Below are 25,514 nucleotides of genomic sequence, written 5' to 3' on the forward strand. Positions count from 1 at the left end.
CGGCAGCGGTCCCGGCGGCACCCGCCGCCGGGACGGCCCAGGCGAGCCGAGCAGTACGCGTGACCAGCACGGACGCGATCGACTGGCGAGCCTGCGGGAAGGAGCCGGGAGCCGAGTGCGGCACCCTCGCCGTGCCGGTGGACTGGGCGAAACCGGACGGGCCGCAGGTCTCGCCGAACATGACGCGACGCAAGGCCACCGGACAACGGATCGGGGCGCTGTTCTACAACCCCTCCGTGCCGGTCTAGCCGGCAGTCCGGCCCAACGGTCCTCGCAGGGGATCGCGTACGTTCAGCCGTCCGGTGTGCAGGTAGCGGGCCCGGCCGTCGTCGTCGCCGACGAAGGCGACGGCCGCGTGCGTCCCGCCTCTCGCCTGCGCGAACACGAAGGTGTCGCCGCGCAGCCTGGCCAGCTCGAACGTCTGCGGCGCGCCGTGCTCGGCCATCGCGCCGAGCGGCGTGACGGTCACCCACAGCCGGCCCTCGGCGTCGCCGGTCACCTCCCATGCCGTCACCTCCGAGACGTAGCGCCCGGCGTAGCGGCCGACGTCGAAGGGTAGCGGGGGCACGGGCGGCTTCACGGGCGGCGGCGCGCTGATCCCGGCCAGGCGGCCGAGCACGGGCGTCAGCAGCTCGGCCACCAGCGGGTCGGGGTCGCCGCCGTTCGTCAGCAGCACCGCGGCCACCCCCGCCTCCGGTACGAGCTTCAGCGTGGCGGCCTGGCCGGGGGTGGAGCCGTCGTGCCCGACGACCGTGCCGCCCGCCCATTCCTGCACCTCCCAGCCGAGACCCCAGCTGGAGGGCCGGCCGAGGTCGGGGAGGGCGACCTGCGGCTCCCGCATCGTCCTGGCCAGTTTCGCGGGCAGCACCTGCGCGCCGTCGGCCAGATGGGCGCGGGCGAAGGTCAGCAGATCTGCGGCGGTCATCGCCAGGCTCGCGCCCGCCGGGTCGTTCGAGCGCATCAGCGACCAGGTGGAGACCGGCTCGCCGGCGGCGTGCCCGACCGCCGTCCCGTACAGGATGGCCTCGTCGGCGCTGGTGGCGGTGTGCGTGAGCCCCAGCGGGCCGATCAGGTGCGCGCGCAGCGCCGCGTTGAACGGCAGGCCGCGCAGGACCTCGACGACACGCCCGAGGACGACGTACCCGGCGTTGTTGTACGACCAGATCGCGCCCGGCGGCGACAGCTGCGGCACGTCGGCGAGCAGCGCGACCAGCTTGTCGACCGCGTCGTCACCCCTGCCGGTGTCGGTGAAGACGTCTCCCTCGAACCCGCCGGTGTGCGCCAGCAACTGCCGGATGGTCACCGGCTCCGGCAGCGCGAGCCCGGGCAGCACCGACTGCGCGGTCTGGTCGAGGTCGAGCCGTCCCTCGCCGACGAGCTGGAGCACCAGGGTCGCCGTCCACGCCTTGGTGATCGAGCCGATCTGGAACAGGGAGTCGGTCGTGACGGGCTGGCCCGTACGGGTGTTGAGGACTCCCGTAGCGGCGGCGGCCACCTCCGCGCCAGCGGTGGAGCCGGCGGTGGAGCCGGCGGTGAAGGCGAGGACCGCGCCGGTGACGCCGTGCTCGCCGGCCAGCGCGTGGAGATCGGCCCGCAGATCGGGGAGCAGGTCGGGAAGGGCGGCGCTCATGCGGCGGCTCCGAAGGTCGGGTCGATCCGGTATCCGGCGGGCGGCTCCGCGCCGATCAGGTGGCGGGTGAGGAAGTCCCAGGTGCGGCGCAGCACGTGCGCCTCCGCGTGCAGGTAGCCGTGGGCGGCGTTGGGCACCATGAGCATCTCGAAGTCGGTATCGGCCTCGACCAGCGCATTGACCAGCCGCAGCGACAGGCCGGGATGGCAGTTGTCGTCCATCTCGCCGAAGATGATCAGCAGCTTGCCGGCGAGCGCGCCGGCGTGCGGCAGCATCGAGCCCGCGGCGTAGTCCTGCGGCGGCGGCCCCTGGTACGTCTCGCCCCAGACGGCGTAGTAGCCGTCGTGCTCGTAGTCGCCCGCTGAGGCGACGCCTACGTGGAAGAAGCCGGGATGGGTCAGCATTGCTCTGGCCGTGGCCGCGCCGCCGCCGGAGTGCCCGGTGATCCCCACCCGCTCCAGATCGAGGTAGGGCCGTTCGGCGGCGAGTTGCGTGATCGCCGCCACGTGGTCCTCCAGCCCGGCCGTCACCGCCGGGTCGCCGTAGGAGACGTCCTGGAACGCCTTCCCCCGGTATGGCGTGCCGCGCCCGTCCAGCACCACGACGGCCATGCCGAGCGCGGCCAGCGACGGCGCGCCGCCCGCCGGATCGAGCAGCCACGGGTCGAGCGTGTAGCCGCGCAGGGTGGTGCGCAGTTGCCGGGTGATCTGCGGCCCGTTGTAGATCGAGTCGAGGACGGGATACCGCTTGCCCGGGTCGAAGTCGCCCGGCAGGAACAGCAGCCCGTGGACGTCGGTGACGCCGTCGGCGGCCTTGACGGTGAAGCGTTCGGGCGCCCGCCACCCGGCCTTCTCCAGCAGACTGAGGTCGGCCTGCTCCAGCTGCATGACGAGCGCTCCGGCTGCGTCGCGCAGCACGGTGACGCTCGGCGTGCCGGGTGTGGCGTAGGTGTCGACGAGCCATCGGCCGTCGGGGGAGACGTGGACCTGGTGGTCGGCGTCCTCGTGGGTGAGCACGGTGACCTCGCCCCCGTCCAGGTCCGCGCGGCACAGGCGGCGGTCGTAGGGGTTCGACCCGTGCCCGCCCGACAGGAACAGCACCTGCCTGGCCGTCCAGTCGACCTGAAGCAGCTCGCGGACGAGCCATTCTCCGGTGGTGACGGCGTTCGCGAGCTCGCCGCCTCGGTACAGGTACAGGTGGCCCCAGCCCGACCGGTCGGAGTACCACAGCACCTCCTCGCCGCGGGTGCGCACGAGGGGCGCGACGACGATCGTCGGGGCCGTTGCCACCACCGTCTCGGCGTGCTCCTCCAGGACGACCTCGACGCGGCCGGTCCTGGCGTCGACGCGGTGGAGTACGACTCCCCGGTTGCCGCGGGTGCAGTGCAGCAGCCACAGCGTGTCGTCGTCCTCCCACCAGATCCGGTCGAGGTTGAGCGGGGCGTCGTGCGTGAACGGCAGCGGCCCGAGCGCGACGTCGACCCGCTCGCCCGTCTCCGCGTCGAAGATCGCGTGCGTGACCGTCGGCAGCGGGTCGCCGGGCATCTCGTAGTGCAGGGTGTGCGCCAGCGGACGGCCGCCGCCCGGGGGGCACGACTGCGTGATCGTCAGCGTGGGCACGTGCCGCTGGTCCACGCGGTGGGTGACGAACCGGCGGCCGTCGGGCGCCCAGGCCAGCAGCGGGGGCGTGGTCATGCCCTGCTGGGCGGCGACGATCGGCATCCGGTTCTGGTCGCTCGGCAGGCCGTAGGCGTGGCCGGGCTCGCCGTCGCGGGTGACGCGCGTACCGTTCACCAGCAGGTCGCCGGCCTCGCAGGTCACGGTGAAACGGCCGTCGGGCGAGGTCTGGGCACCGGTGAGCTCGGGCGGGAGCACCGGCTCGGCGGCCGGGGCAGGGCCCTCCACCCGTTCCTTCCGTTCGGGGAAGACCCTGACCTGGCGGGGGCCTTCGGGGGTGCTCGCCAGGTACCAGAAGGAGTCCTCCTCCCAGACCGGCGTCACGGCCGAGCGGTGCACGAGCTTCGCCTCCCGCGAGACGTGCAGCGCCTCGGCGCGGCGATAGGCGTCGATCACTTGGTTTCTCCGATCGCGTGGTCGATGAGGGCGTCGAGATCGCCCATGAGGGTCTTGCGGATGGTCGCGATGAACCACGACCCGAGGACCGCGGGGACGAGCAGCAACAGCAGCGCGCCGCGCAGGTCGAGGAAGGCGGTCGCCAGGGCCAGCAGCCCGGCGCCCACCAGGCCGCCGGCCGCGATGATCAGACCGAGCGCGGCCATGGCGTGCGGACGGTCGGCGGGCCGTACGACCGAGAGGGCGCCGATGAACAGGCACGGCCCGATCACCGCGAGGAAGGCCTGGCCCAGCGCCAGCAGGGCCAGCATCACCCACAGCACGGGCACCACCGAGGACAGGGCGAACGCCGTGGCCGCCGCGGCCAGCGCCGCGCCCGACAGCGCCATGAACCGCGCCGGACCCGCCCGGTAGGCCGCCTCCGCCCTGGTCCCGAAGGCGGCCAGCGCCGCGATCGAGACCGCGGCGGCGGCGCCGGTGAACAGCCCGCGCTGGCCGGGCGTGAGCGCGTACTCCTGCTCCAGCAGGGTCGAGACCACCACCCCGTACGGCGCGGCCAGCGCCCCTACCGCGGTGAAGCCGACGCACATCCGGCGGACGGTCGGGATGCGCAGAGTCCGCGCGAACGCCGCCCGGAATCCGCCGAACTCCGCCGTCCCCGCGTCCGCGGCCGGTACGGCGCTGCCCGACCTGGCCTGGAGCTCGGCCACGTCCCAGCGGCCCAGCACGGGCTCGCGCAGCCGCAGCGCGTACAGGCAGGCCGCCAGCGACAGCCCGCCGAACGTCGCGAACACCGCCCGCCAGTCCATGCCGAGCCACGACACCAGTCCCGCCACGACCAGCGGCGCGAGGACGCCGGCCAGCGGTGACGAGGCCGAGTACAGCGACATGACCCGCATGCGGGCGGGCGGCGGGTAGGCGTCCACGAGAAGCGGCGGGTGCAGCACCGCCACCGTGCCGGTGGTGGCCCCGTTGACCAGCATCAGCACGGCCAGCGAGACGGGCCCGGCCACCGATCCGGTGAACAGCGTGGTCAGGCTCCAGGCGAACCCGGTGCCCACCGCCAGCCGTACCCGATGGGGGTGGCGGCGCAGCAGGGCCGCCACCGCGAACGGGGCGATCCCCGTCGCCACGCCCTGAGCGGCGACGATCCCCGACAGCGAGCCCGCGTCCATCCCGAGCGAGGCGGCGATCTCGGGCGCGAGCACGCCGAACACCTGGGTCTGGAAGTTGTCCACCACGGCCAGCACGGTCAGCGCGACCAGGAACGACAGGCCGACGCCGTGCTCCCTGAGCGTGCGCAGCAGGGGAGCGGTGTCGCCCTCCTTGCCGGTGACGCCCAGGATCGCGCGGGCGTCCTGCCTGGTCAGGGAGGCGTGTTCGCCTGGAAGATCGTTCACGCATCGAGGATCACGCGACGCGGCAGGCCCGCACGAGCGCCGAACGGGGGCTGTCCTGTGGGGATCGTAGGCACCGGCATCCTACTTTCGTCGGATCCTTCCGGCCTGCGCGGATCGATAGCGTGGCGGTATGAACGCGCGGGTCAGAAGGCTGTCGGGGGACGTCGCGCTCGCCACGGCCGTGGGCGTGGTGGGCGTCGGCAGCGATCTGGCCATCAGCGGCGCGGTGCCGATGGCGCTGGTGCCCGACGTGCCCTGGCAGGGGCTGTGGGTGCAGGCCGTGGCAGCGGTCGCGCTGCTCGGCCGGCGGCGCTTCCCCCTCGCCGTCGCGCTGGCGATGATCCCGCTCGGCTTCGTCGAGGTGCCGGTGGCGATGCCGTTCGCGCTGTACTCGCTCGGCGCCCACCGCGGCGACCGGCGGCTGCTCGTGGCGGTGGCCGGGCTGGCGCTGGTCGTCCTGAGCCACCTGTGGGAGGCGCCCGACCTCGCCACGGCCCTGAACCTCGTCGCGATCTGCGGCCTGGTAGTGATCCCCGCGACGCTGCTCGGCCTCTACGCCGACAGCCAGCGGCGGCTCAACTCCGCGCTCGCCGAACGCGCCGAACGCGCCGAACACGAGCAGCGGTTGCTGGTCGAGCAGGCCAGGCTGGAGGAACGCACGCGGCTGGCCCGCGAGATGCACGACGTGGTCACCCACCACGTCAGCCTGATGGTGCTGCAGGCCGGCTCGTTGCGGATGGCCGCGCCCACGCCCGAGGTGCGTACGGCCGCCGAGGAGCTGCGCGCCACCGGCCGGCGCGCGCTCGGCGAGCTGCGCGAGGTCGTCGGGGTGCTGCACGACCGGCAACCGGCCGATCTCGCCCCGCCGCCGACGCTGCTCGACGTCTCCCGCCTGGTCGCCGAGTCGGGGCTGCCGGTGTCGCTGAGCCAGGACGAGCGGATCGAGCTGTCGGCGCCGCTCGGCCGTACCGCCTACCGGGTGGTGCAGGAGGCGCTGACCAACGTGCGCAAGCATGCGCCGGGCGCGCCGGTCTCCGTCCGGCTGAGCCCTCGGGACGGCGGGGTCCGCGTCGAGGTGCGCAACCATCCGGCCGACCCGGCGCGCGCCGAGCCGATGCGCCTGAGCCTGCCGTCGTCCGGCACCGGGCTGCTCGGCCTGCGGCAGCGGGTGGAACTGGTCGGCGGCGCGTTCGCCGCCGGGCCGACCGAGACGGGAGGATTCGAGGTGCTGGCGACACTGCCGGCCAGACTGCCCGGGCAACTGCCCGGACACCTGCTCGAAAAGGGGAGGGGAAGCGCCCGATGATCAGGGTCCTGCTTGTGGACGACGAGCGGATGGTCTGCGCCCACCTGCGAGCGATCCTGTCCCGCGCCGCCGACATCGAGGTGGTCGGTGAGGCGCACGACGGCGCCGAGGCCGTCGAGGCGATCGTCCGGCTGGCGCCGGACGTCGTGCTGATGGACATCAGGATGCCCGGCGTCGACGGCCTGACGGCGACCGAGCGAGCCTGCCGGCTGCCGCGCCCACCGAAGATCATCATCCTGACCACATTCGACCTCGACGAGTACGCGGTCCGGGCGCTGCGCGCGGGCGCGGTGGGCTTCCTGCTCAAGGACACCGACCCCGAGGACATGACCGGCATCGTCAGGGTCGCCGCCGACGGGCACGCCGTCGTCTCGCCCGAGCTGACCAGGCGGCTGGTGGCGGCCTTCGCCCCCGCCGAGCCCGCGAGGCGGGCCGCCAGGCGACTGGTCGACAGCCTGACCGAGCGCGAGACCGAGGTGCTGGTCTGCCTGGCCGAAGGGCTGTCCAACTCCCAGACGGGCAGCAGGCTCTACCTCAGCGAGACGACGGTCAAGGGCTATGTGTCACGGCTGCTCGGCAAGCTCGGCTGCGCCAACCGCACCCAGGCCGCGCTGCTGGCCCACGACGCGGGGCTGGTCGGCCGGGCCTGAGCCCGCGACGCCGGACTGGTCGGCCGGGCCTGAGCCCGCGACGCCGGGCCGGTCGGCCGAGCCTGGGCTCAGGCGATGCGGCGGGCGGCGAAGCCGCCGTTGAGCAGGCGTACCGCCCGGCCGTCCTGGACCGCGAACGCCAGATCCCAGCCCCGCCCGCCGGACAGGTCCTGCTCGGGCAGGAACCGGTGCTCGTCCAGCGGCAGCAGCGCCACCGGCGGGCTGACGGCGCCCGAGGCCACGTCCTCCAGCGTGATCGTCAGCACCCCGTCCACCGAGGTCACCTTGTAGCGCAGGTCGCAGGCGGCGTATCGGCCCTCGTACGGGCCCGCGTCGGCGGTGAGCCGCGTCACCGGCTCCACGTCCACGGCACCGGCTCCCAGGAGCTCGCGGGTCACGGCGGCCGCAAGCGGATAGCCCGCGTGCGGGCTGTTGCACACCACCGCGACGACCACGCCGGTGGACGGCACCCACAGCAGCGTCGAGGAGCCGCCCAGGTTCGTCCCGCTGTGACCGAGCACGGTCGTTCCCCCGAGATCGCGCTGGTAGGGCCCCAGGCACCAGCGGTCGGCGAACCTCCTGGTCGGCAGCGACACCTGCGGCGCCTGCATGGCGGCGCACGCCTCCGCCGACAGCACACCGGCCCCCGCCCGTACGAACAGCTCGCCGAACCTGACCAGATCGGCGGCCGTGGAGCACAACGTGCTCCCCGCGGGCCCCGAGGCGCGCGAGAACGTCCACGGCCGTACCACCGATCCGTCGGGCGCGTGCCCGACCGCGACCCGGTGATACGGCAGCTCCTCCCACGACGTCAGGCTCTCGCGCAGCCCCAGCGGCTCCAACACCCTGCGCCGCAACGCCTCGTCCCAGCTCGACCCCGTCAGTCGCGCCACCAGCGCGCCCGAGACGACGGTGGAGGCGTTGCTGTAGGAGTAGCCCTCACCCGGGGCGAACAGCATCGGCATACCGGACAGCGTCGCCAGGTAGTCGGCCGGGTCGTCGTAGAACCCGTTGTCGATCCCGCTGGTCATGGACAGCAGGTGACGGGCCGTCACCGACGCGGTGGCGGCGGCGTCGGACAGCCGCAGCTCCGGCAGCCGGCGTACGACCGGCGCGTCCAGGTCCAGCACACCCTCGTCGACCAGCGTCATCACCAGCACCGCGGTGTGCAGCTTGGTCGTCGAACCGATCTGGATCAGCGTGCGGGGGTCCATCGGCGTGCCCAGCTCGGCGTTGGCGACCCCAGTGGCGGCCTCACGCAACTCGCCGTCGGCGAGCACGGCGACCTGCGCGCCGGTGACACCCAGGCGGCGAGCGGCCTCGGTCAGCATCTCTTCCATGGCGACCGAGTCTCGGCCGCCCTGCCGTGCCCGATCAAGGAGATGGCGGGCGAAGCCGACCTTCGGCACGGCAGGACCGTACTTTGGTGGGCGTTCGAGCGCGGCGGGCGGGGACGGTCAGCTGGGCTGGCCGGTGGGCATGATGGTGACCTGCTGGAGGTTCGCCCGGGGCGGCAGGCTCGCGATGAACCCCACGGTCTGCGCGACGTCCTGCGGCGTGAGCCACTCCATCGTCACCTTGGAACCCTCCAGCCACGCCCGCGCGCCCGGCATCGAGCAGACAGCAGACCTTAGCCCACGGGGGCTCCCACATCGGCACCCCGCCGACGCGGAGTGAGCGTCGTTCACCCTGATCAGCCTCGCAGTCACGTGGTGTCTTCAGCGGCCCCCCATGGGAAGACCAGCATCGGCCACGTGCCCTCAAAACTGTCGGGCATCCTCAATCAACTGATCCTGCTTCCTGGCCGGGACATGCGGGGGCGTAGGCGCGACCTCGACTCGCCTACGCCCCCGAACCTTCGCCGCACAGGGCTCACACAAGAAGCTCACCAGCATGAATCTGTGTCAGGGACTTCACCCTCCTCGTCCGCGGCCGACCTACCGAAAGGAACACCCATGCCCTTCTCCGGCAAGGCAGCGCTCGCCACGCGAGCACTGGTCGCGCCCCACACCACACCGCCGCCACCGCCGCCACCGCCGCCACCGCCGCCCGCCACCGTGGCCGGCTGACGTCGGAGCGGCTTAGACGGCCTGACGGCGATCGTCGGTCGAAGCGGCCCGTTGACGAAGGAGTTGATCCACGTGGTCGAGACCAGGCCCCGAAGCCCCGGCCATCCCGCTACGAAGTCGATCATGGGGGACATCAACTACTTACAGGCAAGGGGGCAGGAGAAGTGAAGTTTCGTCGGCATGAGGACCATGAGATTCCGGCACGGCTCACGCCGGCCGAGCGCCGCCTGGTGCGGGGCATTGGTCAAGATCGCCGGTATCCGCTGGGCGGGCGAGGAGTCCTTCCAAGCCGCCAAGGGCCAGGTCGGGCTGGACCACTACCAGGTCCGCGGCTGGACGGCCTGGCAGCGGCACATCACCCTGGCCATGCTCGCCCTGGCCCTCCTGACAGTCAACGCCGCCGCCCAACCGCCCAGGGTCACCGACGACCGCATCCCTTGACCTTGCCCGAGACCCGCCGGTTGCTGACGGCACTCGTATCGCTCGACGTGCAGGAGCGCGGTCGCGGCCGAGCCTTTGGCCAGTGACTGCCGCTCCACCTCGCGCGGTCGGATTCCGGCCGAGGTGCCCGGCCCGGCGGCCGGGCACCGGTTGTCCGGTTACTTGACGATGATCTGATGGGTGGCCTGGGCCGGTCCGGTGCCGCCGTCCCCCGCGTAGCTCGCGAGGTAGCTGTACCTGCCGACGCTGGCGGGCGTGTCGGTGAACGTGTACGTGCCGTCGGCGTTCACCCTCACCGCCGGGAGCTTGACGGTCTTACCGCTGGTGCCCTTGACGTACAGGGTGCGCTGCACGGTGAGCGTGGCCCCCGGAGAGGGCTGCCTGCCGCCCTCCGTCAGGACGCCGCTCAGCTCCACGGCCGTGCCGGCGACGCCGGACTGTGGCCCTGTCAGGGTGAGCGCGGCTTCGCGCTTGACCGTCACGAGGCCGGAGACGCTACTGCGGCGGTGGCCGTCGTCGCCGTCCCAGAACACCCAGTAGATCACCTCGCCGACGTACGGCGGCAGCTCGAAGACGGGCGTGTCCTGGAAGGTGAACGTGCCGTCCTGCCGCGTCGTCACGCCGGTGATCGGCAGTTTCGTCCAGCCGGGCAGGTACTGGATCACCGTGAGCGGCCTGAGCCCCAGTGCCTCGCCATCGGCGCCGGTGAGCCGCCCCTCGACGGTGATCGGCGAGCCGACGTACGCGACTGCGGGGGCCGTCACCGTGAGCTTGGTGGCCGGCAGCGCGACGCCCGTCACTCGCCACAGCAGCAGCCGGTCCGTGGAACTGCGCAGCAGCGCGAAGACGTCCGTGCCGGAGAACGCGACGCCGTCCGGGAGCAGTTCGGCGTCGGGCTGGTCGGCCGCGAACAACTCCGCGCCCGTCGCGGCGTCGTAGAGCGTGAGGTCGGTGCTGCCCCACGGGCCTCCGGCCGCGACGTACGCGCCGTCCGAGCCGAGCGCCACGGCGGACAGGTACCCGTTCCAGCCGGCGCCGTAGGTGCCGGTCGCCGCCAGGGTCCTGGTGTCGTACCTGGAGAGGTGACCGGGAGCGTCGGCCGCGCTGAACAGGGTGCCGCCGTCGGAGCTCAGGGTGAGATCGCGCAGGGAGTCGATGTGCGACTCCTCGCCCTCGATCGTGCCGCGCAGCGCGGGGGCGCCCTCGCCCAGGTCATACACCAGCACGTCGGCGTCGTGCAGGGCGGTCTGGCCGACCACGAGCGTGTCGCCGGCGGCCGCAAGCACGGGCGGCCGCAGGTGCTCGCCCCCGACAGCCACGGGCGCCGGGATGCTCGCGCTGAGATCCAGGCCGACGACGCCGCCGGTGCCGTTGTCGCATCCGTGCCCCACCCACAACCGCTCGCCCAGCAACGCCAGGGTGGACGGGCAGGGGTGGGCCGACAGGTCGATCCGGCGGGTGACGGCGAGGCTCGCGGTGTCGATCTCGGCGACCTCGTTCGAGGCGGTGAGAGCGGCGTACAGGCGGGTGCCGTCCACGTTCACGGCCAGTTGTTGGACGCCGGGCAGGCCGGTGACGACGCCGTCGGTGAGGTTTCCGTCAGTGTCGGCCACGATGATGCGGTCGCCGGCGGGAACGAACACCCGGCCGCCGCCGACGGCCAGGTCCGCGGCGTAGGAGTCGGCGACCCCGAGGTCGGTGGGGGTGCCAGCTGCTGAGGCGGCGGGGGCCGTGACAGTAAGCAGGCCGGTGATCAGGCCGGCGGCGCCGCAGTAAGCGGCTAATCGGCGAACCAGGGATGGAAACACGAGAGCCTCCCGCCAACATGGGAACATGAGTTCTAATAACGTCTCATGGGTGCTCCCACGTCAAGATCATCCGGTCGCGCGACACCAAACCGTGATCAAGCACCCTCCGGCGTTCGAGACCGGAACGATGGTCGGTGCTCGCAGAAGGCGTCGATGCCCAGCGTGGTGGCGTTGGTGCCGTCGGCGTCCATGACCACCAGGTCGCTGCTGGCGGCATAGACGATCTGGGTGCCGCCGGCGGAGAAACCGGCGGGGCCATTGGCCGCATCGGAGCCGCTGGTGAGCTGGGTGACGCCGGTGCCGTCGGGATTGACGGAGTAGATGTCGCCGTTGCCGGTGAGCTGATAGTAGTAGATCTTGCTGTTGGTGCCCGGGAACGCGGCGTGTGCCGGCACAGTGAGAGCGGGCCTGCCCGCCAGCGCCAGCGCCAGAGCGGCGGCCAGGGCAAGCCGGCGGCCGAACCGTCCGCGGGCACGCCGAGATGAGGACAGGGACAAGCGCACTACTTCTCCTCGCCCACCGTCACGGCCCGTCCTGCCGGCCGGAAACATCCGTGACAGTGCTGCCTTGGGGCGAAGACCCACGTCCACTCGGCGCAAACGACGCAGGCGAAGATCGCTCACCTGAACCGGCACGCAAGCGACCAACCCCAAAGCATGGAACACGCTCCGCTTGCTCGCGAAGGCGGACGTGACCTGGGGTGCTCTCGAGTGCCGACCCAGTTGTCGGCTCGCCCGCCTCTGCATCATGATCCCGGCACGCCCCCGACAAGGAAACGAGCGTGGCCTGATGCGGCCATTCCACACCCGTGCCAGATACCGAGCCCGCACGGCAGCAGCTGACCCGGCGGAGCTCTGTCAACGCCGGATCCTGTCTCCAGTACCCCGGGGCTCGCCGTCCAGAGCGCCCCACGCTGTCGAGGTCGGTCAGCAGCAGGTCGGGCCTGAGTCGTGCCCGGTCCTCGGCGCCGGCGACGGCCCGTACTCGGCCCCCGGGCAGGCGACAAGCCAGAAGGTGCCCCGGCCGCACCGTCGAGGACTTGTTCCGCGACTGCCTGGACCGGATCGTCCACGGCCCCGCCGTGAGGCCGGCCCCACGCCCTGACCTGCCGGCCGTTCCGTGACACGGCCATGACACCACGCGGGCGCCGTCCCAGCAGGTGCCGTTCCGCAGCGACTTCCTCAGTGCTGCGGGGACCTCAGGTAGTCGCCGTGCTCCAGGTCTTCGAGCAGGGTCGGGTGTACGGGTGACCAGCCGAGCAGCTCCTGCGTGCGGAAACTGGAGACAGGCCCGTCGAACCCGTACGCGACGGCCATGAACGGGCTGACGAAGTGCGTGGCGGCCTCGGCGGGCGTCAGCGAGACCGCAGGCACCCCCAGGCCCCGGGCGATCGTCTCGGCGATGCTCCGCAAGGTGACGCCGCTTTCGGCCACCCCGTGCAGCACGCTGCCCGCGGGCGCCTGCTCCACCGCCAGGCGGAACAGGACCGCCGCGTCGAGCCGGTGCACCGCGGGCCACCGGTTGGTGCCGTCTCCCACGTAGGCGGATACGCCGGTCTTCCGCGCGGTGGCGATGAGCATGGGGATGAAACCATGATCTTCGGGACCGTGAACGGTGGGAGCCAGGCGCACCACGGCGGCGCGTACGTCCCTGGTGGCGAAGTCCAGGCACGCGCGCTCCCCGGCGAGGCGGAAGGCGGCGATCCCGGTGGCGTCGGGCTCGTCCTGCTCGGTGCTCTCCCGGCCGGCGGGCATGACCAGGGTGCCCGAGGTGACGACGAGCGGCTTGCCCGAGTGTTCCAGCGGCCGGCCGAGCGTCTCGATCGCCGTCCGGTCGCGCCTCGTCATGTCGTCGAGAGCGGAGAAGTCGCCGCCGTAGGCCATGTGCAGGACTCCGTCGGCGGCCTCGGCGCCGCTGCGCAGGCTGTCGAGGTCGTCCAGGGAGCCGCGGTGGGGTGTGGCCCCGAGCGAGGCCAGCCGGGCGGCCGCGGCGTCCGAGCGCGCCAGAGCGGTGACGGTGTGACCGGCCGCGATGAGTTCGGTGACGACGGCGGGGCCGGTCTGGCCGGAACCGCCGGTGACGAAGACATGCATGAGACCTTCTCCCTTAATGCCAGTGACTGGCGCTACGTAGCGCCAGTCGCTGACTGTAGGTAACGCCAGTCGCTGGCGTCAAGTAGCGTCAGTCACTGGCATATGCGGTATCCTGCGGAGCGTGCCAAGGAGCGGAGCAGAAGCGCGCCGCCGCCTGCAGCAGGCGGCCCTGGAGCTGTACCGGGAACGCGGGTTCGACCGGACCACCACGGCCGAGATCGCCGCCCGGGCCGGCCTCAACGAACGCACGTTCTTCCGGCACTTCCCCGACAAACGCGAGGTGCTCTTCGACGGCGAAGCCGACCTGCGCGCGTCCCTGGTACAGGCGGTGGCGGAGGCACCCGACGGTCTCCAGCCGCTCGACCTGCTGCTCTACGCCTTCCGCAAGGTCGAGCACCTCCTCGAGGACAACCGCCCCTTCGCCGAACCGCGCCTGCAGGTCATCGCGGCGACGCCGGCGCTGCGTGAGCGGGACCTGGCCAAGGCCGCGTCGATCGCCGAAGCCGTGGCCGAAGCGCTGCGGCAGCGCGGTGTCGCCGACCGGTCGGCCCTCCTGGCCGCTCAGATCGGGTGGGCCGCCTTCCACCAAGCGGTCCAGGCCTGGATCGACGACCCCTCGCAGAGCCTGGACGCGCACCTCCTGCAAGCCTTCGGCGACCTGCGCGCCCTCTGCCGGACCCCCCTGGCCGGCCGGCCACCGGCACCCTCTCCCAAGGCGCCGGCCAGCACCTGAAGCGCGCCCGCGGCGCTCGCCGTACCGATCAACAGCACACCGAGAGGCCGAGCGCCGGCCCAGGAGACCGCGTGATCGGCTTGAGGCGCATCATGGCGGCGAGGCCGGAGAAGGCGCCGGCTGCGATCGGCACCATGGCGGCCACGTCAGAGGAGCTCCACAAGATCGTGATCCCTGCGTGGTACTGGCCTGAAGCGCCACAGCGTGGGGCTGCTCAGCCTGTAACAGGTGGGCCCGGAGGCACACCTACAGATCGGTAGCGTCGTGACCGGATGACTGCTCCACGGCGGCTTGCGCGACGTCTTGGCGCCCCACATGGCTGCTCCCGCTCGCCATCGGCTGGCCACCCAGGCCGCCCCGCGGCTACCCTGAAGCCATGGACGCCACCACGCCGGCCGCCGACGAGCAGCCCCAGGAACTCACTGCGGAGCAGCGCGCCGACATCAAGGCGCGGCTGCGCAGGTTGTTCGACGGCGAACCCCCCGTTGAGATGCTCGATCTCGCCGCCTGCCGCGAGCAGCAGTTCGAGGAAGCGCGCGCGGCCGCCCAGTGATCGCCACCGTAGGCCGCGTGCTCGACACGTCGGCTTTGACCGACTTCGCCACTCAGCGCACCCGCTACATGGAAGCCGTCGTGTGGATGCACGATGCCTATGTGGGGTCGCTCGTCATCCCGGCGCCCGCTCTGGCCGCGGCCTGTGCCGCCGTTCCTGATCGGGCACGTCCCGTTCTGGACGTCCTGGTCGGACTCGAGACGGTCGTCGTCACGCCTATCGACCAGCACAACGTGGCCGCCATCGCCGACACGCTGGGCGCCGCGGGCATCGCCGCCCCCGAGGCCGTTACCGCGGCGAGTGTCGTGAACGCCGCGCTCCGGCGCCGCGTTCCCATCGTGACCGGCCAGCCGTTCCCGATCCGCTCGATCAGCGCCGACGTGGAACTCGACCTCATCCCCTGAACAAGGCGAAGACGTAGGCACAGCAGGTCCCCCGCTGTCCGATGTCCTGCTTGCCGGCCAACCATGCGGCACGAGCGGCAGCCCGCCGCCTCAACCGCCGCCTCGACCCCTGGATCCCGTCCACCAGCCCTCGCCGGCAGCACACCGCGCCGGCGGCCTACGACTGGACCGCCGCCCAGCGCCAGGCGTATGCGAATGACCTGGACGAGTCCTTGCACCTGGTGGCAGTGACGGCTCGCAGCAATAGGCAGAAAGCGGACCAGGATGTGGCCACCTGGCAGCCGCCCTTCCAGCCGGCCAGGTGCCGATATGCGGCCGAGTGGACCGCGATCAAACTCCGTTGGCAACTGTCCGTAGACGCAGCCGAGGAGCAGGCCCTGAGGGCTCTGGCCGACGACTGCCCGGACCAGCGTCTCCCCGAGGTAGGCGATCAGGTCTGAGCAGGCCGCCAACAAGAAGCCCCCGGAAGCCGCGGGGCCCCACGCCTTTCGGCAACGGGCTCAGCCGAGCAGCTGCAGAACGCGTTCGGCTTGGATGTGCAGGGTGCCGGGCGGGTTGTGCGGCGTCGCTGGCCCTGTGGGGCCGAGCTGGAGGAACCAGCCCAGCGCGATCAGGCGGCGGAAGTCACGTACCCGTTCCGCTTCGCCCGGGGCCAGGTCGATGTGGGGCAGGAGCCGGTCTGCGTCCAACGTGCCGTCGAGGCGTGAGATGTGTTCGCAGACCTCGCCGAGCTCGAAGGCGCGGTCGTTGCGGCCGGAGTCTTCCCAGTCGATCAGTCGTACGCAACCCTCGTCGCTGGACCACATGTAGTTCGCCCGGTTCCCGTCGGCCAGGCCAAGGACGGGTGGTAGTGGGTTGTCCGTGAGCTTGTCAGGGGCGGTGGAGGCCAGCCATGTGGCGCCCGCGCGGAACGCCTCCCGCACGAGGGGATCGTCGCCTAGGTCCGGCTGCTTGTCGGCCCAGGCCCGCGTCTTGCGCACCGCGGCGGCGGGTCCCCACGGAGCAGGCTCGATGGATTCCACCGCGTGGGCCGGGATCTGGTGCAGCTGGTTCAGGGCGGCAGCCATGGCGTGGATCTGCTCGCCGGTGGCGTGCTGGCCGCGCAGGACGTGGCCGGGCAGCCTGCTCATCACGATCTGGGGCGGGTCTGCCTCCAATGCGGCCTGGATGGGCGCGGGTGCGAGGCCGGGCGTGTGCTCGGCCAGCAGGGTAAGCGCTGCCCACTCTCGGCCCGGTTCACCTCTCCCCCATGAGGAGTAGCGCTTGACGACGACGTCGTCTCGGATGTCGAGGTTGTGGGTGCATCGGCCGAGCGTCACGTCCACCTCGCTCTTTCTGCCCCTCGGACCGGAGGGCGCGCTGCCCTCCGGCTACGTCCGGGGCAGGGAAGAGAAGCGGCTGAGACTACCCCAGGCGGCGGCCCACTCTCAGGCGAGCGGGAACCAGGGTTTCGGGTCAGTGCTTGCGCTGCTGCTCGCTGTCGGGGAGCGTGAACCGGGCCCGGCCCAACGCCGTGTCGCGCAGATCCGACAGGCGCGGCACCAGCGTGAGCGGCAGTGCACGCGCTGGGGGGACGACCAGATCGTCTCCGGGTCTGCGACCGCCTGCACGAACGCGGGCGGCCCGTCCGGAAACCTCGGGTCGGCCAGCGGCCGGGCGTTGAGCCGCTCGACCATCACGGCATGGTCGACGGGCGTCGGTGCGCGCGGTTCAACGAGGTCTTCCCTGAGATCGTGGAGGCGATCTTCGAGCACGTCCCGGCGCGGACGGTCCTGGACGGCGAGATCGTCCGCTGGTCCTCCGGCCGGCTCGACTTCAGCGCGCTGCATCGCCGGCACATCGCTGGGAGCGTCGCGCGGCTTACCCAATCCCATTCGGACAAGTAGCACGCCAGGGAATTTAGCGTATCGAAAGCATATAAAGCAGCCAATTCTCGTATTCGGAAAAATGCCCGAAAGATCTATGGAAAATCCCTCAAGGACCACATATTCTTCGCTATGGAGCGGTCCAAAGGGGGCGCACCTTTCCCAAACGGGGAGAAATTGAAAGGAGCCGGCATGCCGGATATCGACCTCGGACTGGCCAGCGACTGGGGTGCTAACGGTGGTGACGATCACGGCCGAATCAAGCTGCGCCAGAACCAGGTCTACCAGAACTCTCCCGACAAGAAGGATGTGCTCATAGGTTCGCCGCACAGCATCGAGATTTCGGTGAACACCGACTGCTCCAGCAGTCAGGAGGCGGACAAGGTTTACTTCACGACCTACCACGGGTCGACCAAGAAGATCATCGCGATCCTGGACTCCAGCGGGAACCTCCACATCGCTGGCCAGCTTAAAACGGGCCAAACGAACATGACCTATCAAACGGGCATGTAGCGCCTCGTGGAGCGTGGGCACTGGTTCGTCGGCCGGCACAGTCCCGACGGGTGACGCCAAATCGACCGATAGCGTCCTACCGGGACAACAAAATGCTCGCGGCCAGCAGCGACGAGCCAGTGCCCGTGCGCGACACGCGTGTTATATCCATCGCAAGATGTCGAGCACTTGTTGGCGCGGACGATGATTGTGCTCCGAATGCTCATCCCCGCAAGATCTCGATGGATTTGCACCATCAGGTCGAATTCCCTCGAAGTGGTCAGCTAATTGGTGGTACGCCCGCTCTTCAGCCTCCCGAGAGAGAACTCCCGGCCGCTCTTGCTGTGAATACGAAATACGAAAAGCAGTCATGGCTGACGAGCACGACGATACCGCCGAGGTGCGAGGCGCGTTGCTGCCCGCCGAGGCCGGCCCACGTCAACCGCAAGCCGACATTGCCCGGCCTGGCGGACTACTGGCGGGCGATCCTGTTGCGCTCGACGAGGAACGCCTCCTGGGCGCGCTGCAGAGCACGCTGGTGGTGCCGGCCACCCGTCTGGACGCCAGCGAGCGCGAGGTCGCGTGCTGCACCGGAGAGGGCTGCATCACCTCGGCGGCCTACCTCCAGGGAAGCAGCGCCGACCGCTTGGGCAAGGATGGGGACCGCCTGAGCAACTGCCGCTGACCTCGCTTGGTCCCAGCCGAAGACGGCCTGGCTGCACCGGCCTATGGCTGCGTATGGCTTGCGGTGGACGATGTGGCCTTCGATGGCCAGTGCGACAGCGGTCAGCCCGATCAGCCCTCTGGCCCGTGGAGACGCCCACGCCTGTTCCTGGGCAGTGATCGCTCCCTGGACTACTCCGACAGCGACGAGCAACTGGTCGCAGGCGGCGACGAGCTGATCGCGCTGCTCGGCTCGGCGTTGCCGCCGGACGCGAAGGAGGCCGATGAGTCCGCCGACGCTCGTCAGGAAGAAGATGATCGTGGCCGTGGCGGGGTCGATAAGGTCAGCCCAGGCGAGGTTCATCCGTCAAGGGTGGCGGTGGGCGGCCAGGCTGCGCCGCGGATTCCGTGCGGTGAAGCTGGTTCGTTCCCACCGGGCCGGTCAGTCCTGGGCGGCTGCCCGGCGGTAGCCGCGCCGGTTCTTCATGACCTGGTCGATGGTGCTGCGCTTCCACCGCTTCCACCGCTTCCACCGCTTCCACCGCTTCCACCGCTTCACGCCGTGCTCGGTGTCGTCGGGCGGCAGGAAGTGGCCACAGGAGATCTTCGTCGATCACGCCCCCACGCCAGGCTGGTGTGCTCGACGACACCGCTACAGAAGTGGCGGGCGCTGGAATTTGCGCACGACCCGGCCGACCGCCGCCTGTTCGGACGGACCACGATGCAGGTGCGCCTGGCCGCCGCCGGATGGGACAACCAGGGCAACAGGTCCACGATGGCCGCGCCGACTGAGCGCGGCCAGATCACCCAGAGCGCCAGGCCCACCGTCTTCGGCCAGATGCTGACGGTCACGTTCACCCGCGGGCCGCGCCGCCGACCAGGACGGTGAGCACCTGGAGTGGCGGCACTCGCCCACCATCGAGCGGGGCGGCCAGCGTGTACGGCGTGTACGAGTTCCCGTGACCTGGTGAGAACACCGCGCCCCAGCGGCGGAGGCCGGAAGACGGCGGGTCGGGCTCACCTGTCACCACTCGCGGCAGGCGGCCGGGCCCTCCCCGGGACCGTCGGCGATCGCCGTCAGTTCGGTGACGCGCAGCCAGGCGTCGACGGTGAGGGCCGAGGCGACCGTCAGCCTGGCGGCCGCGGCGAGTACGGCGAGCTGCGCCGTGGTGCGCTCACGTCCGCCGAACCAGGTGAGCATGCGCAGGTCCATCTCCGTGCTGAACTCCTGCGCGGACGTGCTGGTGCCGTCGACGACGAGGACGGATCCGCGACGACCGGCGGCCTCGGCACAGCGGCGCAGGATGGCGGTGGCGGCCGCGTCGTCCCAGTTGTGCAGTACGTCGCACAGCAGGTAGCGGTCGGCGTCGGGCGGGAGCGGGTCGAAGCAGCTGCCGGCGGTGACGCAGGCCCGGTGGGCGAGGCAGGCGTCGGCCAGTCTGGCGAGCGCGATCTGCGCCTGGGCGGGCTGCTCGCCGAGCGTTCCCCGAAGGCCCGGATGGCGGATCAGCAGCTCGGTGAGAACGGTCGCGTCCCCGCCGCCGACGTCGACGACGTGCTCCAGCGCGGCCCACGGGTGGCGGGCGGCGAGGACGGGCGCGAGCCTCGCCGACTTGACGGCCATGAACGCCTGGAAGGAGGCCGCCAGGGCGGTGTCGCCGGCCAGGTCCTCCCAGAGGGTCCGGCCGTAGCGTCGCGGGTAGGCGGCCTGGCCGGTGCGCACGCTGTGCAGGAGGTCGGCGCAGGACAGTTCGGCGCGGCCGAAGGCGCCTTCGATGTCCAAGACGGCGCGGGCTCGGCTGGGATGCCTTCGCACAGGATCCTCCCCTCGGGGGCGAGCGTGTAGCGGCCGTCGTGGTGGCCGAGCAGGCCGGCCGTGACCAGGTGCCGCATCAGGCGGTCGAGGCCGGTGGCGTCGGCGCCCACCTCGGCGGCCAGGACGGTCGCCGTGCGGGCCACCTGGGCGAGGCGGTCGGCCAGGCGCAGGGTCGCGGCCACGCGGATCGCCATGGCGGTGATGAGATCGCTCTGCGCCCCGATCGTCACGTCCCGGCCCTTGCCGTGCGGTCGTCGGCCGCCGGGGACGGGGACGCGACGCGGATGTTGACCCGGCGCAGCACCCGGGGAGCGTCGGCGGCCCAGGCGGCCGCGACCAGCCGCAGCGGCAGGTACGCCTCGGCCAGGCCCGCCCACGGCCGGAGGGCGTTCAGCTCGGCGCAGACCGGCTGCCAGGCGTCCCGGTCGAAAGCACGGGCCGGGCCGGTCAGGATGGTGTCGTGGCGGATCAGCTCGTCCCGGCGGCGGGCGGGCGCGTCGTCACGGTAGCCGAGCAGGCCGCGCACGCGGTCCGCGGCGCGCTGGGCCGGCCGGCAGGCTACTGTCCCGTCCCGAGCCGCCGGGTGCAGCCGCCGGTCGAGGGCGGCGGCCTCGCACACCTCCTCGGGCACCTCAGGCCCGCCGCTCAACGCGCGCCAGGGCGCGGCGTCCTGGTCGGCGAACGGCAGGCGCTGTTCCAGCAGTCCCAGCTGGACGAGGGTGGCGACGAACCGGTGCAGCCCGGCGCGTGAGGGCCGCTCGCCGGGGGCGTCCCCGGCCGCGCCGAGCAGTTCCCGCAGCTCCTCCGCGGACGGTGCCGGCCGGCCGCCGACGGCCCGCAGACAGGCGCGAACCATCGGCGTCAGCCGGATCTCGTGCATCGGCTCCCCGGCGGCGGCGCCCAGGAACGTCACGGCGTCGGCTCCGGCGACCGCGCTGGGGTTGAGCCGCAGCGGCAGACGCGAGCCCACGTCGTCGCGGGCGGCCAGCGTCCACGCGCACCAGTGGGTGAACCACGCGTCCGCCTGCACGACGGCGACTGGCGTCTCCGACGTCTGGGCTGTCTCCGGCGTTTCCGGCGGGGACGGCGGTTCGGTGAACCGTCCCAGCCCCCAGGCGGTGAACGTAGTGAACGGGTCGCGCAGCTCGCCGGGTGGCCGCGCTGGTCGTCGACGACGACGGCCGCCGGCACCAGGCGTGGCTGGAGGCCAACGACGCGACCAACGCCGCCCGCCGCGCCGAATTGGTCCAGATGGCCCGCGACCTGGCCGGTCGGTTCGGCACGGCCCGTCTCTGCGCCGAACAGGACCGCCTGGACGCCCGCCCCCCCGGCTCCGAACCCTGCACGGCCCTCCGAAGGCCTCAGCGCCCTTCGATCCGGACCTCAAGGCAATGGTGCCAACGCAACCAATGGCGCCAACGCAACCGCGTTCGCCTCCTCAGGGCCGCTACGCGCCGCCATGGAACCCGGAGAGATCTTCCGGCGCGAGGTCCAGCTCGCCGACGAGCGGGCCGCCGACGAGCTGACCATCCGGCACCTGCTCACCCACACCGGCGGATTCCTCGGCGATATCGACGACGGCGAGAGCTGGGACACCGGCGCGCTGGCCGCCTCGATCGGTACCTACGACCAGCTGCCCCAGCTCTTCCCGCCCGACGCGCTCGCCTCCTACAACAACGCCGGGTTCAGGCTGCTCGGCAGGGGCATCGAGGTCGTGTGCGGCGAGCCGTACGAGAGCGCGGTCAGTCGGATCGTGCTCGAACCCCTGGGCATGAGCTCCAGCTTCTTCTTCCCCTGGGAGGCCGCGACGCGGTCGCACGCCGTCGGGCACACCTTAGGAGAGGACGGCCCGCAGGTCGCGCACACGTGGGGGCTGTTCCGCGAAGGCATGCCCGAGGGCGGGCTGGTGTCGTCGGTGCGCGACCAGCTCCGCGCCCGGCAAGGTGCTGGGCAAGCTGGTGACCGACTGGTGCCTGGAGCATCTGCTCGACGCCAAGCCGCAGGCCGTACGGCTGGCGCTGCGCGAACCCGCGCCGGAGTACGCGGGCAGCTACGACGCGGGGCAGTGGACCTTCGAGGTCGACGAGGGTCTGACGGCGCGATTCGTGCTGCGACCCGAGCTGGTGGCCGCGGGTGTGGAGGGCATGCCCGACATGCCGCTCGCGCTGGTCGAGGGCTGTGACGACGTGACGATCGCCGCCGATCCGCAGCGTGCCGTCGGCCGCTTCCTGCGAGACGACGCGGGTGAGGTCGCGTTCCTGCACCTGGGCGGTAGGGCGGCCAGGCGGATCCGCTGAATCGGCCTGCCGTCGACGAAGCTGCTACCGGGCACATCCGATCGCATCGAACCTGGTCAGCAGCTCCCCGCTGCTGAGCGGAAGAGCCGGCGGAACGGGGGTCCTATCCGGTATCGCCGTGCCCACCACCTGACTCGGCCCAGGACTCCCGAAGCTACGGCCAGGGGCAGAGTGGGGGACCGACCGGACAGAACCTGGCTTTTGTCTGATCAGCCGCCTACGCGGCCCGTTTCCGCCGTATTCCGGTGGCACCCCCAGAGGGGAAAGAGGCAAGGATTCCACCGCGTTGGGCCTTCCTGGATCTCCGCTGTAGGACCCGGAGACGAAGATGGTCTTCCGGCACATCGGTGACGCGCGGCACAGCCGTGCGGCCCGGCTAAAGGCGTGTCGCGGTTCGGACGAGGTCGGCGACGGCCTTGGATCTGCTGTGTGGCGGCCACGCGATGACGGTCGTGACGGCCGGTGCGTCCGGCACCGGCAGGATGGCGTAGTCGTCGCGCAGCTGGTCGCGGAGCGACTCGGGCACGACGGCGCAGGCCAGTCCGAGCGCGATCAGCTGGAACAGTTGGGTATGGTCACGCACCTGCGGGCCGGGGCCGTCCGGATGGCCGCCATCCCGCCCAGGCCAGCGCGGCAGGGGCAGGTGGGTCTGGGCGTTGACCTCGGCTGACGACAGATACGCCCGGTCGGCAAGGGGATGCCCCTTGGGCAGGACCACGACCTGCTGTTCGGTGTGCAGATCCTCGGTGTCGAATCCGGCTGTCGTGTCGTAGGGCCGGTGGAGCAGAGCGACGTCGGCACGCCCGGTGCGCAGCAGAGTTTCCGGCTCGCCCGGCCCGCACAGCATCACCTCGACCGGCACTGAGCCCGGTTCGGCGGCGTAGGCGTGCAGGAGCTTCGACAGCAGTTCCCTGGACGCTCCGGCCTTGGTGGCCAGGACCACGCCGGGCTGGTCGGCAGCGGCGCGGCGGGTGCGGCGCTCGGCGGCTTCGACCGCATCGAGCGCGAGCCGGGCCTCCCGCAGCAGCACCGACCCGGCCTCGGTCAAGGCGATACCGCGAGCGCCGCGGTGCAGCAGAACGACTCCGAGCCGCCGTTCCAGTTGCTGGATCGCCCGCGACAGGGGTGGTTGAGCCATCGAGAGCCGTTGTGCCGCCCGCCCGAAGTGCAACTCCTCGGCCACGGCGACGAAGTAGCGCAACTCCCGCGTCTCCACGAGCTCATCGTAGCGTTGACCACGGCCGATACCTGTGCGGTATCGGCGTCCACCTGACCGGTCCTGGACGCCCCGCCCGGGTCCGCAACATGATCGACGGCATGAGTGAACGGAAGATCGCGCTGGTGACCGGCGCGAACAAGGGAATCGGATACGAGATCGCCGCAGGGCTCGGCACGCTTGGCTGGCGGATCGGTGTGGGCGCGCGGGATGCACACCGCCGCGACACCGCGGTCGAGAAGCTGCGCGCGGCCGGGACCGATGCGTTCGGCGTGCCGCTCGACGTCACCGACGACGAAAGCGTCGCCGCCGCGGCCGAGCTGATCGCCGGCCATGCCGGAGGGCTCGACGTCCTGGTCAACAATGCCGCGATCACCGGCGGCATGCCACAGACAGCCACCACACTGGAACCCGCGACCGTGCGAGCGGTCGTGGAAACCAACGTGATCGGCGTCATCCGGGTCACCAACGCGATGCTGCCGATGCTGCGCACCTCAGCGTCACCGCGGATCGTCAACATGTCGAGCAGCGTCGGGTCCCTCACCCTGCAGACCACCCCCGGCATCGACATGGGCGCGGTTCCCGCCGCCTACTTGGCCTCGAAGACCTTCCTCAACGCCCTCACCGTCCAGTACGTCAAGGAACTGGGCGACACCAACATCCTGATCAACTGCGGCTGCCCCGGCTTCACCGCCACCGACCTCAACGGCTTCCAGGGCGTTCGCACACCGCAACAGGGCGCGGCCATCGCGATTCACCTCGCCACCCTGCCCGACGACGGACCGACCGGCGGATTCTTCGACGACGCCGGAACGGTGCCCTGGTAACCGCCACACCGGCACGAACCGTTCCCGTTCTCGACGTCAGCCGCGCAGCGCCCGCCCGCAGCAGCCGGAGGAGTCGGCTCGCTCGCCGTTCAGCTCGCGCGCCGCGCCGGAGCCACGGTCACCGGCCTGGCCGGCGAGCACAACCATGAGCGGCTGCACACCCGCGGCAAGATCGTGCCCATCCCCTGACCGGCACCGTGTGACGCAGCACGCTCAAGGCTCCGGCGCCAGGATGCTCGCCGGGCGGTCCCGCGTCCACGCCGCGATCCGCCTGCTCGACAGCCCCGAAGTGATCGACTGCCCGACCCAGGCCGTCGATCCGGCGGGGTCAGCTGAACGCCGCGGCGTTGCGGGCCGCCCAGTCGGCGTAGGTGTGCGGTGCGTCGCCGGTCAGTTCGCGCACGACCGGGGACACGTCCGCGGCCCTGCCGACGAACGAGGCGAACAGCGTGAGCATCGAGTCCACGACCGGCGCGGGGACCTGCGGGATCAGCTGCTCGCGGGCCTGCTCCGGAGACAGTTCCTCCAGACGCAGGTCGCGGCCCAGGACCTCGCCGAGGATCCGTACCCGCTCGGCCGTCGTCAGCGAGGCGGGCCCGCTCAGCTCGTACGCCTTGCCCTCGTGCCCGTCGTCGAGGAGCGTCCGCGCGGCCACCGCGGCGATGTCGCGTTCGTCGATCGGCGCGGTGGCGGCCTCGGCGAACGGGGCGCGCACCACGCCGCCGTTCTTGACGCCGGGCGCCCACCGCAGGTCGTTGGCCATGAACGCGCCGGGACGCAGGAACGTCCACGGCAGCCCCGACCCGGCCACGGCCCGCTCGTACTCGGCGTGGGCGCTGCCCAGCACGCCGGCCTGCTTCATGGTCACCGCCAGCGCGGACAGCAGCACCACGTGCCCGAGGCCGGCCCTCGCGGCCTCGCGCAGGAAGCCGTCCACCTGGCCGGCGGCCGGGAGCAGGAATGCGCGGTCGGCTCCCCGCACCGCGGCCCGCAGGTCCTCAGGCTGCGACATGTCGGCTCTGACCACCTCCACGCCGTCGGGCAGGCCGGCCCGCTCGGGGTTGCGGCTGATCGCCCGGACCTGCGCGCCCGACCCGAGCAGCAGATCGACCAGATGACGCCCGACGTTACCCGTGGCGCCTGTCACCAGAATCACGTCTACCTCACTTCGGATATCCG

Annotated in this window: 27 protein-coding genes and 2 pseudogenes; 16 read left to right on the forward strand and 13 right to left on the reverse strand. The window is 71.6% G+C overall.

The features are described 5' to 3' along the window. Positions 1-59: 59 nt before the first annotated feature. The gene (locus AB0J76_RS21000) at positions 60-248 is read left to right on the forward strand and encodes a hypothetical protein (protein WP_364390176.1); all 189 of its coding nucleotides are present in this window, start codon (positions 60-62) and stop codon (positions 246-248) included. Here the strand turns inward: AB0J76_RS21000 and AB0J76_RS21005 are convergent. The 3 genes from AB0J76_RS21005 to AB0J76_RS21015 are packed head-to-tail and all read right to left on the reverse strand — an operon-like array spanning position 245 to position 5,102. Beyond that, on the reverse strand, positions 245-1,630 hold the full coding sequence (locus AB0J76_RS21005; protein WP_352327849.1) for a serine hydrolase domain-containing protein: 1,386 nt from the start codon (positions 1,628-1,630) through the stop codon (positions 245-247). The two genes, AB0J76_RS21000 and AB0J76_RS21005, sit on opposite strands and share 4 nt — an antisense overlap. Next, positions 1,627-3,702, reverse strand: coding sequence for a DPP IV N-terminal domain-containing protein (locus AB0J76_RS21010; protein ID WP_352327848.1), 2,076 nt, complete (start codon positions 3,700-3,702; stop codon positions 1,627-1,629). Before AB0J76_RS21010 ends, AB0J76_RS21005 begins: the two co-directional genes overlap by 4 nt. After that, positions 3,699-5,102 carry an MFS transporter gene (locus tag AB0J76_RS21015; protein WP_352327847.1) on the reverse strand — a complete coding sequence of 468 codons (1,404 nt, stop codon included), beginning with the start codon at positions 5,100-5,102 and terminating at the stop codon, positions 3,699-3,701. The genes AB0J76_RS21010 and AB0J76_RS21015 overlap by 4 nt, the downstream gene beginning before the upstream one ends. 130 nt (positions 5,103-5,232) lie before the next feature. Between AB0J76_RS21015 and AB0J76_RS21020 the strand changes: the two genes are divergently transcribed. Together AB0J76_RS21020 and AB0J76_RS21025 are read left to right on the forward strand one after the other, a co-directional pair. Then, positions 5,233-6,408, forward strand: coding sequence for a histidine kinase (locus tag AB0J76_RS21020; protein ID WP_352327846.1), 1,176 nt, complete (start codon positions 5,233-5,235; stop codon positions 6,406-6,408). Next, positions 6,405-7,058 carry a response regulator transcription factor gene (locus AB0J76_RS21025; RefSeq protein WP_352327845.1) on the forward strand — a complete coding sequence of 218 codons (654 nt, stop codon included), beginning with the start codon at positions 6,405-6,407 and terminating at the stop codon, positions 7,056-7,058. Before AB0J76_RS21020 ends, AB0J76_RS21025 begins: the two co-directional genes overlap by 4 nt. A 68-nt stretch (positions 7,059-7,126) precedes the next feature. Here the strand turns inward: AB0J76_RS21025 and AB0J76_RS21030 are convergent, their stop codons facing one another. Beyond that, a complete protein-coding gene (locus tag AB0J76_RS21030; protein ID WP_352327844.1) occupies positions 7,127-8,398 on the reverse strand; it encodes a serine hydrolase domain-containing protein in 1,272 nt (423 codons plus the stop codon). 117 nt (positions 8,399-8,515) lie between these two features. Then, positions 8,516-8,671: a hypothetical protein gene (locus tag AB0J76_RS21035; RefSeq protein WP_352327843.1), complete on the reverse strand. Its 156-nt coding sequence runs from the start codon at positions 8,669-8,671 to the stop codon at positions 8,516-8,518. Positions 8,672-9,367: 696 nt separating this feature from the next. Here AB0J76_RS21035 and AB0J76_RS21040 point away from each other — a divergent pair. Continuing rightward, positions 9,368-9,568: pseudogene (locus tag AB0J76_RS21040) on the forward strand (IS701 family transposase); the annotation flags it as partial. Positions 9,569-9,726: 158 nt separating this feature from the next. Here the strand turns inward: AB0J76_RS21040 and AB0J76_RS21045 are convergent. The 3 genes from AB0J76_RS21045 to AB0J76_RS21055 all read right to left on the reverse strand — a co-directional run bounded on the left by AB0J76_RS21045 (position 9,727) and on the right by AB0J76_RS21055 (position 13,469). Further along, positions 9,727-11,376 (reverse strand): hypothetical protein, encoded by a 1,650-nt coding sequence (locus tag AB0J76_RS21045; RefSeq protein ID WP_364390180.1) that lies wholly within the window; start codon positions 11,374-11,376, stop codon positions 9,727-9,729. A gap of 95 nt (positions 11,377-11,471) precedes the next feature. Continuing rightward, positions 11,472-11,879, reverse strand: coding sequence for a hypothetical protein (locus AB0J76_RS21050; RefSeq protein ID WP_352330904.1), 408 nt, complete (start codon positions 11,877-11,879; stop codon positions 11,472-11,474). A gap of 678 nt (positions 11,880-12,557) precedes the next feature. Continuing rightward, entirely contained in the window at positions 12,558-13,469 is a 912-nt protein-coding gene (locus tag AB0J76_RS21055) for an SDR family oxidoreductase (protein ID WP_364390182.1), read from the reverse strand. A gap of 121 nt (positions 13,470-13,590) precedes the next feature. Here AB0J76_RS21055 and AB0J76_RS21060 point away from each other — a divergent pair, with 121 nt between their 5' ends. From AB0J76_RS21060 to AB0J76_RS21075, 4 genes are all read left to right on the forward strand, one after another. Next, positions 13,591-14,202 carry a TetR family transcriptional regulator gene (locus AB0J76_RS21060; protein WP_364390184.1) on the forward strand — a complete coding sequence of 204 codons (612 nt, stop codon included), beginning with the start codon at positions 13,591-13,593 and terminating at the stop codon, positions 14,200-14,202. Between the two features lie 376 nt (positions 14,203-14,578). Continuing rightward, positions 14,579-14,755 (forward strand): hypothetical protein, encoded by a 177-nt coding sequence (locus AB0J76_RS21065; protein WP_352325412.1) that lies wholly within the window; start codon positions 14,579-14,581, stop codon positions 14,753-14,755. 17 nt (positions 14,756-14,772) lie between these two features. After that, entirely contained in the window at positions 14,773-15,159 is a 387-nt protein-coding gene (locus tag AB0J76_RS21070; RefSeq protein ID WP_352325411.1) for a hypothetical protein, read from the forward strand. Positions 15,160-15,209: 50 nt separating this feature from the next. Next, the gene (locus AB0J76_RS21075; RefSeq protein ID WP_352325410.1) at positions 15,210-15,599 is read left to right on the forward strand and encodes a hypothetical protein; all 390 of its coding nucleotides are present in this window, start codon (positions 15,210-15,212) and stop codon (positions 15,597-15,599) included. Between the two features lie 60 nt (positions 15,600-15,659). On the opposite strand, the gene AB0J76_RS21080 is transcribed toward AB0J76_RS21075, so the two are convergent. Beyond that, the gene (locus AB0J76_RS21080; protein ID WP_352325409.1) at positions 15,660-16,484 is read right to left on the reverse strand and encodes an aminoglycoside phosphotransferase family protein; all 825 of its coding nucleotides are present in this window, start codon (positions 16,482-16,484) and stop codon (positions 15,660-15,662) included. A gap of 357 nt (positions 16,485-16,841) precedes the next feature. On the opposite strand from AB0J76_RS21080, the gene AB0J76_RS21085 reads away from it, so the two are divergent. The 4 genes from AB0J76_RS21085 to AB0J76_RS21100 all read left to right on the forward strand — a co-directional run bounded on the left by AB0J76_RS21085 (position 16,842) and on the right by AB0J76_RS21100 (position 19,068). Next, positions 16,842-17,045 (forward strand): hypothetical protein, encoded by a 204-nt coding sequence (locus AB0J76_RS21085; protein WP_352325408.1) that lies wholly within the window; start codon positions 16,842-16,844, stop codon positions 17,043-17,045. 171 nt (positions 17,046-17,216) lie between these two features. Continuing rightward, complete coding sequence (locus AB0J76_RS21090; protein ID WP_352325407.1) at positions 17,217-17,537, forward strand: DUF6342 family protein; 321 nt, start codon at positions 17,217-17,219, stop codon at positions 17,535-17,537. A 349-nt stretch (positions 17,538-17,886) separates the two neighbouring features. After that, the gene (locus AB0J76_RS21095) at positions 17,887-18,201 is read left to right on the forward strand and encodes a hypothetical protein (RefSeq protein WP_352325406.1); all 315 of its coding nucleotides are present in this window, start codon (positions 17,887-17,889) and stop codon (positions 18,199-18,201) included. Between the two features lie 63 nt (positions 18,202-18,264). Continuing rightward, a complete protein-coding gene (locus AB0J76_RS21100; RefSeq protein ID WP_352325405.1) occupies positions 18,265-19,068 on the forward strand; it encodes a hypothetical protein in 804 nt (267 codons plus the stop codon). A gap of 135 nt (positions 19,069-19,203) precedes the next feature. On the opposite strand, the gene AB0J76_RS21105 is transcribed toward AB0J76_RS21100, so the two are convergent. Beyond that, on the reverse strand, positions 19,204-19,962 hold the full coding sequence (locus AB0J76_RS21105; RefSeq protein ID WP_352325404.1) for a methyltransferase: 759 nt from the start codon (positions 19,960-19,962) through the stop codon (positions 19,204-19,206). A gap of 259 nt (positions 19,963-20,221) precedes the next feature. After that, positions 20,222-21,025: a hypothetical protein gene (locus tag AB0J76_RS21110; protein ID WP_352325403.1), complete on the reverse strand. Its 804-nt coding sequence runs from the start codon at positions 21,023-21,025 to the stop codon at positions 20,222-20,224. Between the two features lie 507 nt (positions 21,026-21,532). Here AB0J76_RS21110 and AB0J76_RS21115 point away from each other — a divergent pair. Both AB0J76_RS21115 and AB0J76_RS21120 read left to right on the forward strand, forming a co-directional pair. Beyond that, entirely contained in the window at positions 21,533-22,177 is a 645-nt protein-coding gene (locus AB0J76_RS21115) for a serine hydrolase domain-containing protein (RefSeq protein WP_364390566.1), read from the forward strand. Beyond that, entirely contained in the window at positions 22,140-22,292 is a 153-nt protein-coding gene (locus AB0J76_RS21120; protein ID WP_352325401.1) for a hypothetical protein, read from the forward strand. Before AB0J76_RS21115 ends, AB0J76_RS21120 begins: the two co-directional genes overlap by 38 nt. 376 nt (positions 22,293-22,668) lie before the next feature. Here the strand turns inward: AB0J76_RS21120 and AB0J76_RS21125 are convergent, their stop codons facing one another. Next, positions 22,669-23,508, reverse strand: coding sequence for a LysR family transcriptional regulator (locus AB0J76_RS21125; protein ID WP_352325400.1), 840 nt, complete (start codon positions 23,506-23,508; stop codon positions 22,669-22,671). 89 nt (positions 23,509-23,597) lie between these two features. Here AB0J76_RS21125 and AB0J76_RS21130 point away from each other — a divergent pair, with 89 nt between their 5' ends. Both AB0J76_RS21130 and AB0J76_RS21135 read left to right on the forward strand, forming a co-directional pair. After that, the gene (locus AB0J76_RS21130; RefSeq protein ID WP_352325399.1) at positions 23,598-24,335 is read left to right on the forward strand and encodes an SDR family oxidoreductase; all 738 of its coding nucleotides are present in this window, start codon (positions 23,598-23,600) and stop codon (positions 24,333-24,335) included. A 60-nt stretch (positions 24,336-24,395) separates the two neighbouring features. Beyond that, positions 24,396-24,503 (forward strand): annotated as a pseudogene (locus AB0J76_RS21135) (NADP-dependent oxidoreductase); the annotation flags it as partial. A 160-nt stretch (positions 24,504-24,663) separates the two neighbouring features. On the opposite strand, the gene AB0J76_RS21140 reads toward AB0J76_RS21135, so the two are convergent. Continuing rightward, complete coding sequence (locus AB0J76_RS21140; protein WP_352325398.1) at positions 24,664-25,491, reverse strand: SDR family oxidoreductase; 828 nt, start codon at positions 25,489-25,491, stop codon at positions 24,664-24,666. Between the last annotated feature and the right edge of the window lie 23 nt (positions 25,492-25,514).

Source organism: Nonomuraea sp. NPDC049624, from assembly GCF_040675255.1.
Classification (GTDB): Bacteria; Actinomycetota; Actinomycetes; order Streptosporangiales; family Streptosporangiaceae; genus Nonomuraea.

What these genes read in the sequence shown, in the direction of transcription:
- AB0J76_RS21005 (WP_352327849.1), bottom strand. Translation starts at nt 1,630, where the DNA reads ATGAGCGCCGCCCTTCCCGACCTGCTCCCCGATCTGCGGGCCGATCTC.
- AB0J76_RS21020 (WP_352327846.1), top strand. Translation starts at nt 5,233, where the DNA reads ATGAACGCGCGGGTCAGAAGGCTGTCGGGGGACGTCGCGCTCGCCACG.
- AB0J76_RS21025 (WP_352327845.1), top strand. Translation starts at nt 6,405, where the DNA reads ATGATCAGGGTCCTGCTTGTGGACGACGAGCGGATGGTCTGCGCCCAC.
- AB0J76_RS21030 (WP_352327844.1), bottom strand. Translation starts at nt 8,398, where the DNA reads ATGGAAGAGATGCTGACCGAGGCCGCTCGCCGCCTGGGTGTCACCGGC.
- AB0J76_RS21035 (WP_352327843.1), bottom strand. Translation starts at nt 8,671, where the DNA reads ATGCCGGGCGCGCGGGCGTGGCTGGAGGGTTCCAAGGTGACGATGGAG.
- AB0J76_RS21055 (WP_364390182.1), bottom strand. Translation starts at nt 13,469, where the DNA reads ATGCATGTCTTCGTCACCGGCGGTTCCGGCCAGACCGGCCCCGCCGTC.
- AB0J76_RS21065 (WP_352325412.1), top strand. Translation starts at nt 14,579, where the DNA reads ATGGACGCCACCACGCCGGCCGCCGACGAGCAGCCCCAGGAACTCACT.
- AB0J76_RS21085 (WP_352325408.1), top strand. Translation starts at nt 16,842, where the DNA reads ATGGTCGACGGGCGTCGGTGCGCGCGGTTCAACGAGGTCTTCCCTGAG.
- AB0J76_RS21090 (WP_352325407.1), top strand. Translation starts at nt 17,217, where the DNA reads ATGCCGGATATCGACCTCGGACTGGCCAGCGACTGGGGTGCTAACGGT.
- AB0J76_RS21095 (WP_352325406.1), top strand. Translation starts at nt 17,887, where the DNA reads ATGGCTGACGAGCACGACGATACCGCCGAGGTGCGAGGCGCGTTGCTG.
- AB0J76_RS21120 (WP_352325401.1), top strand. Translation starts at nt 22,140, where the DNA reads ATGCCCGACATGCCGCTCGCGCTGGTCGAGGGCTGTGACGACGTGACG.
- AB0J76_RS21130 (WP_352325399.1), top strand. Translation starts at nt 23,598, where the DNA reads ATGATCGACGGCATGAGTGAACGGAAGATCGCGCTGGTGACCGGCGCG.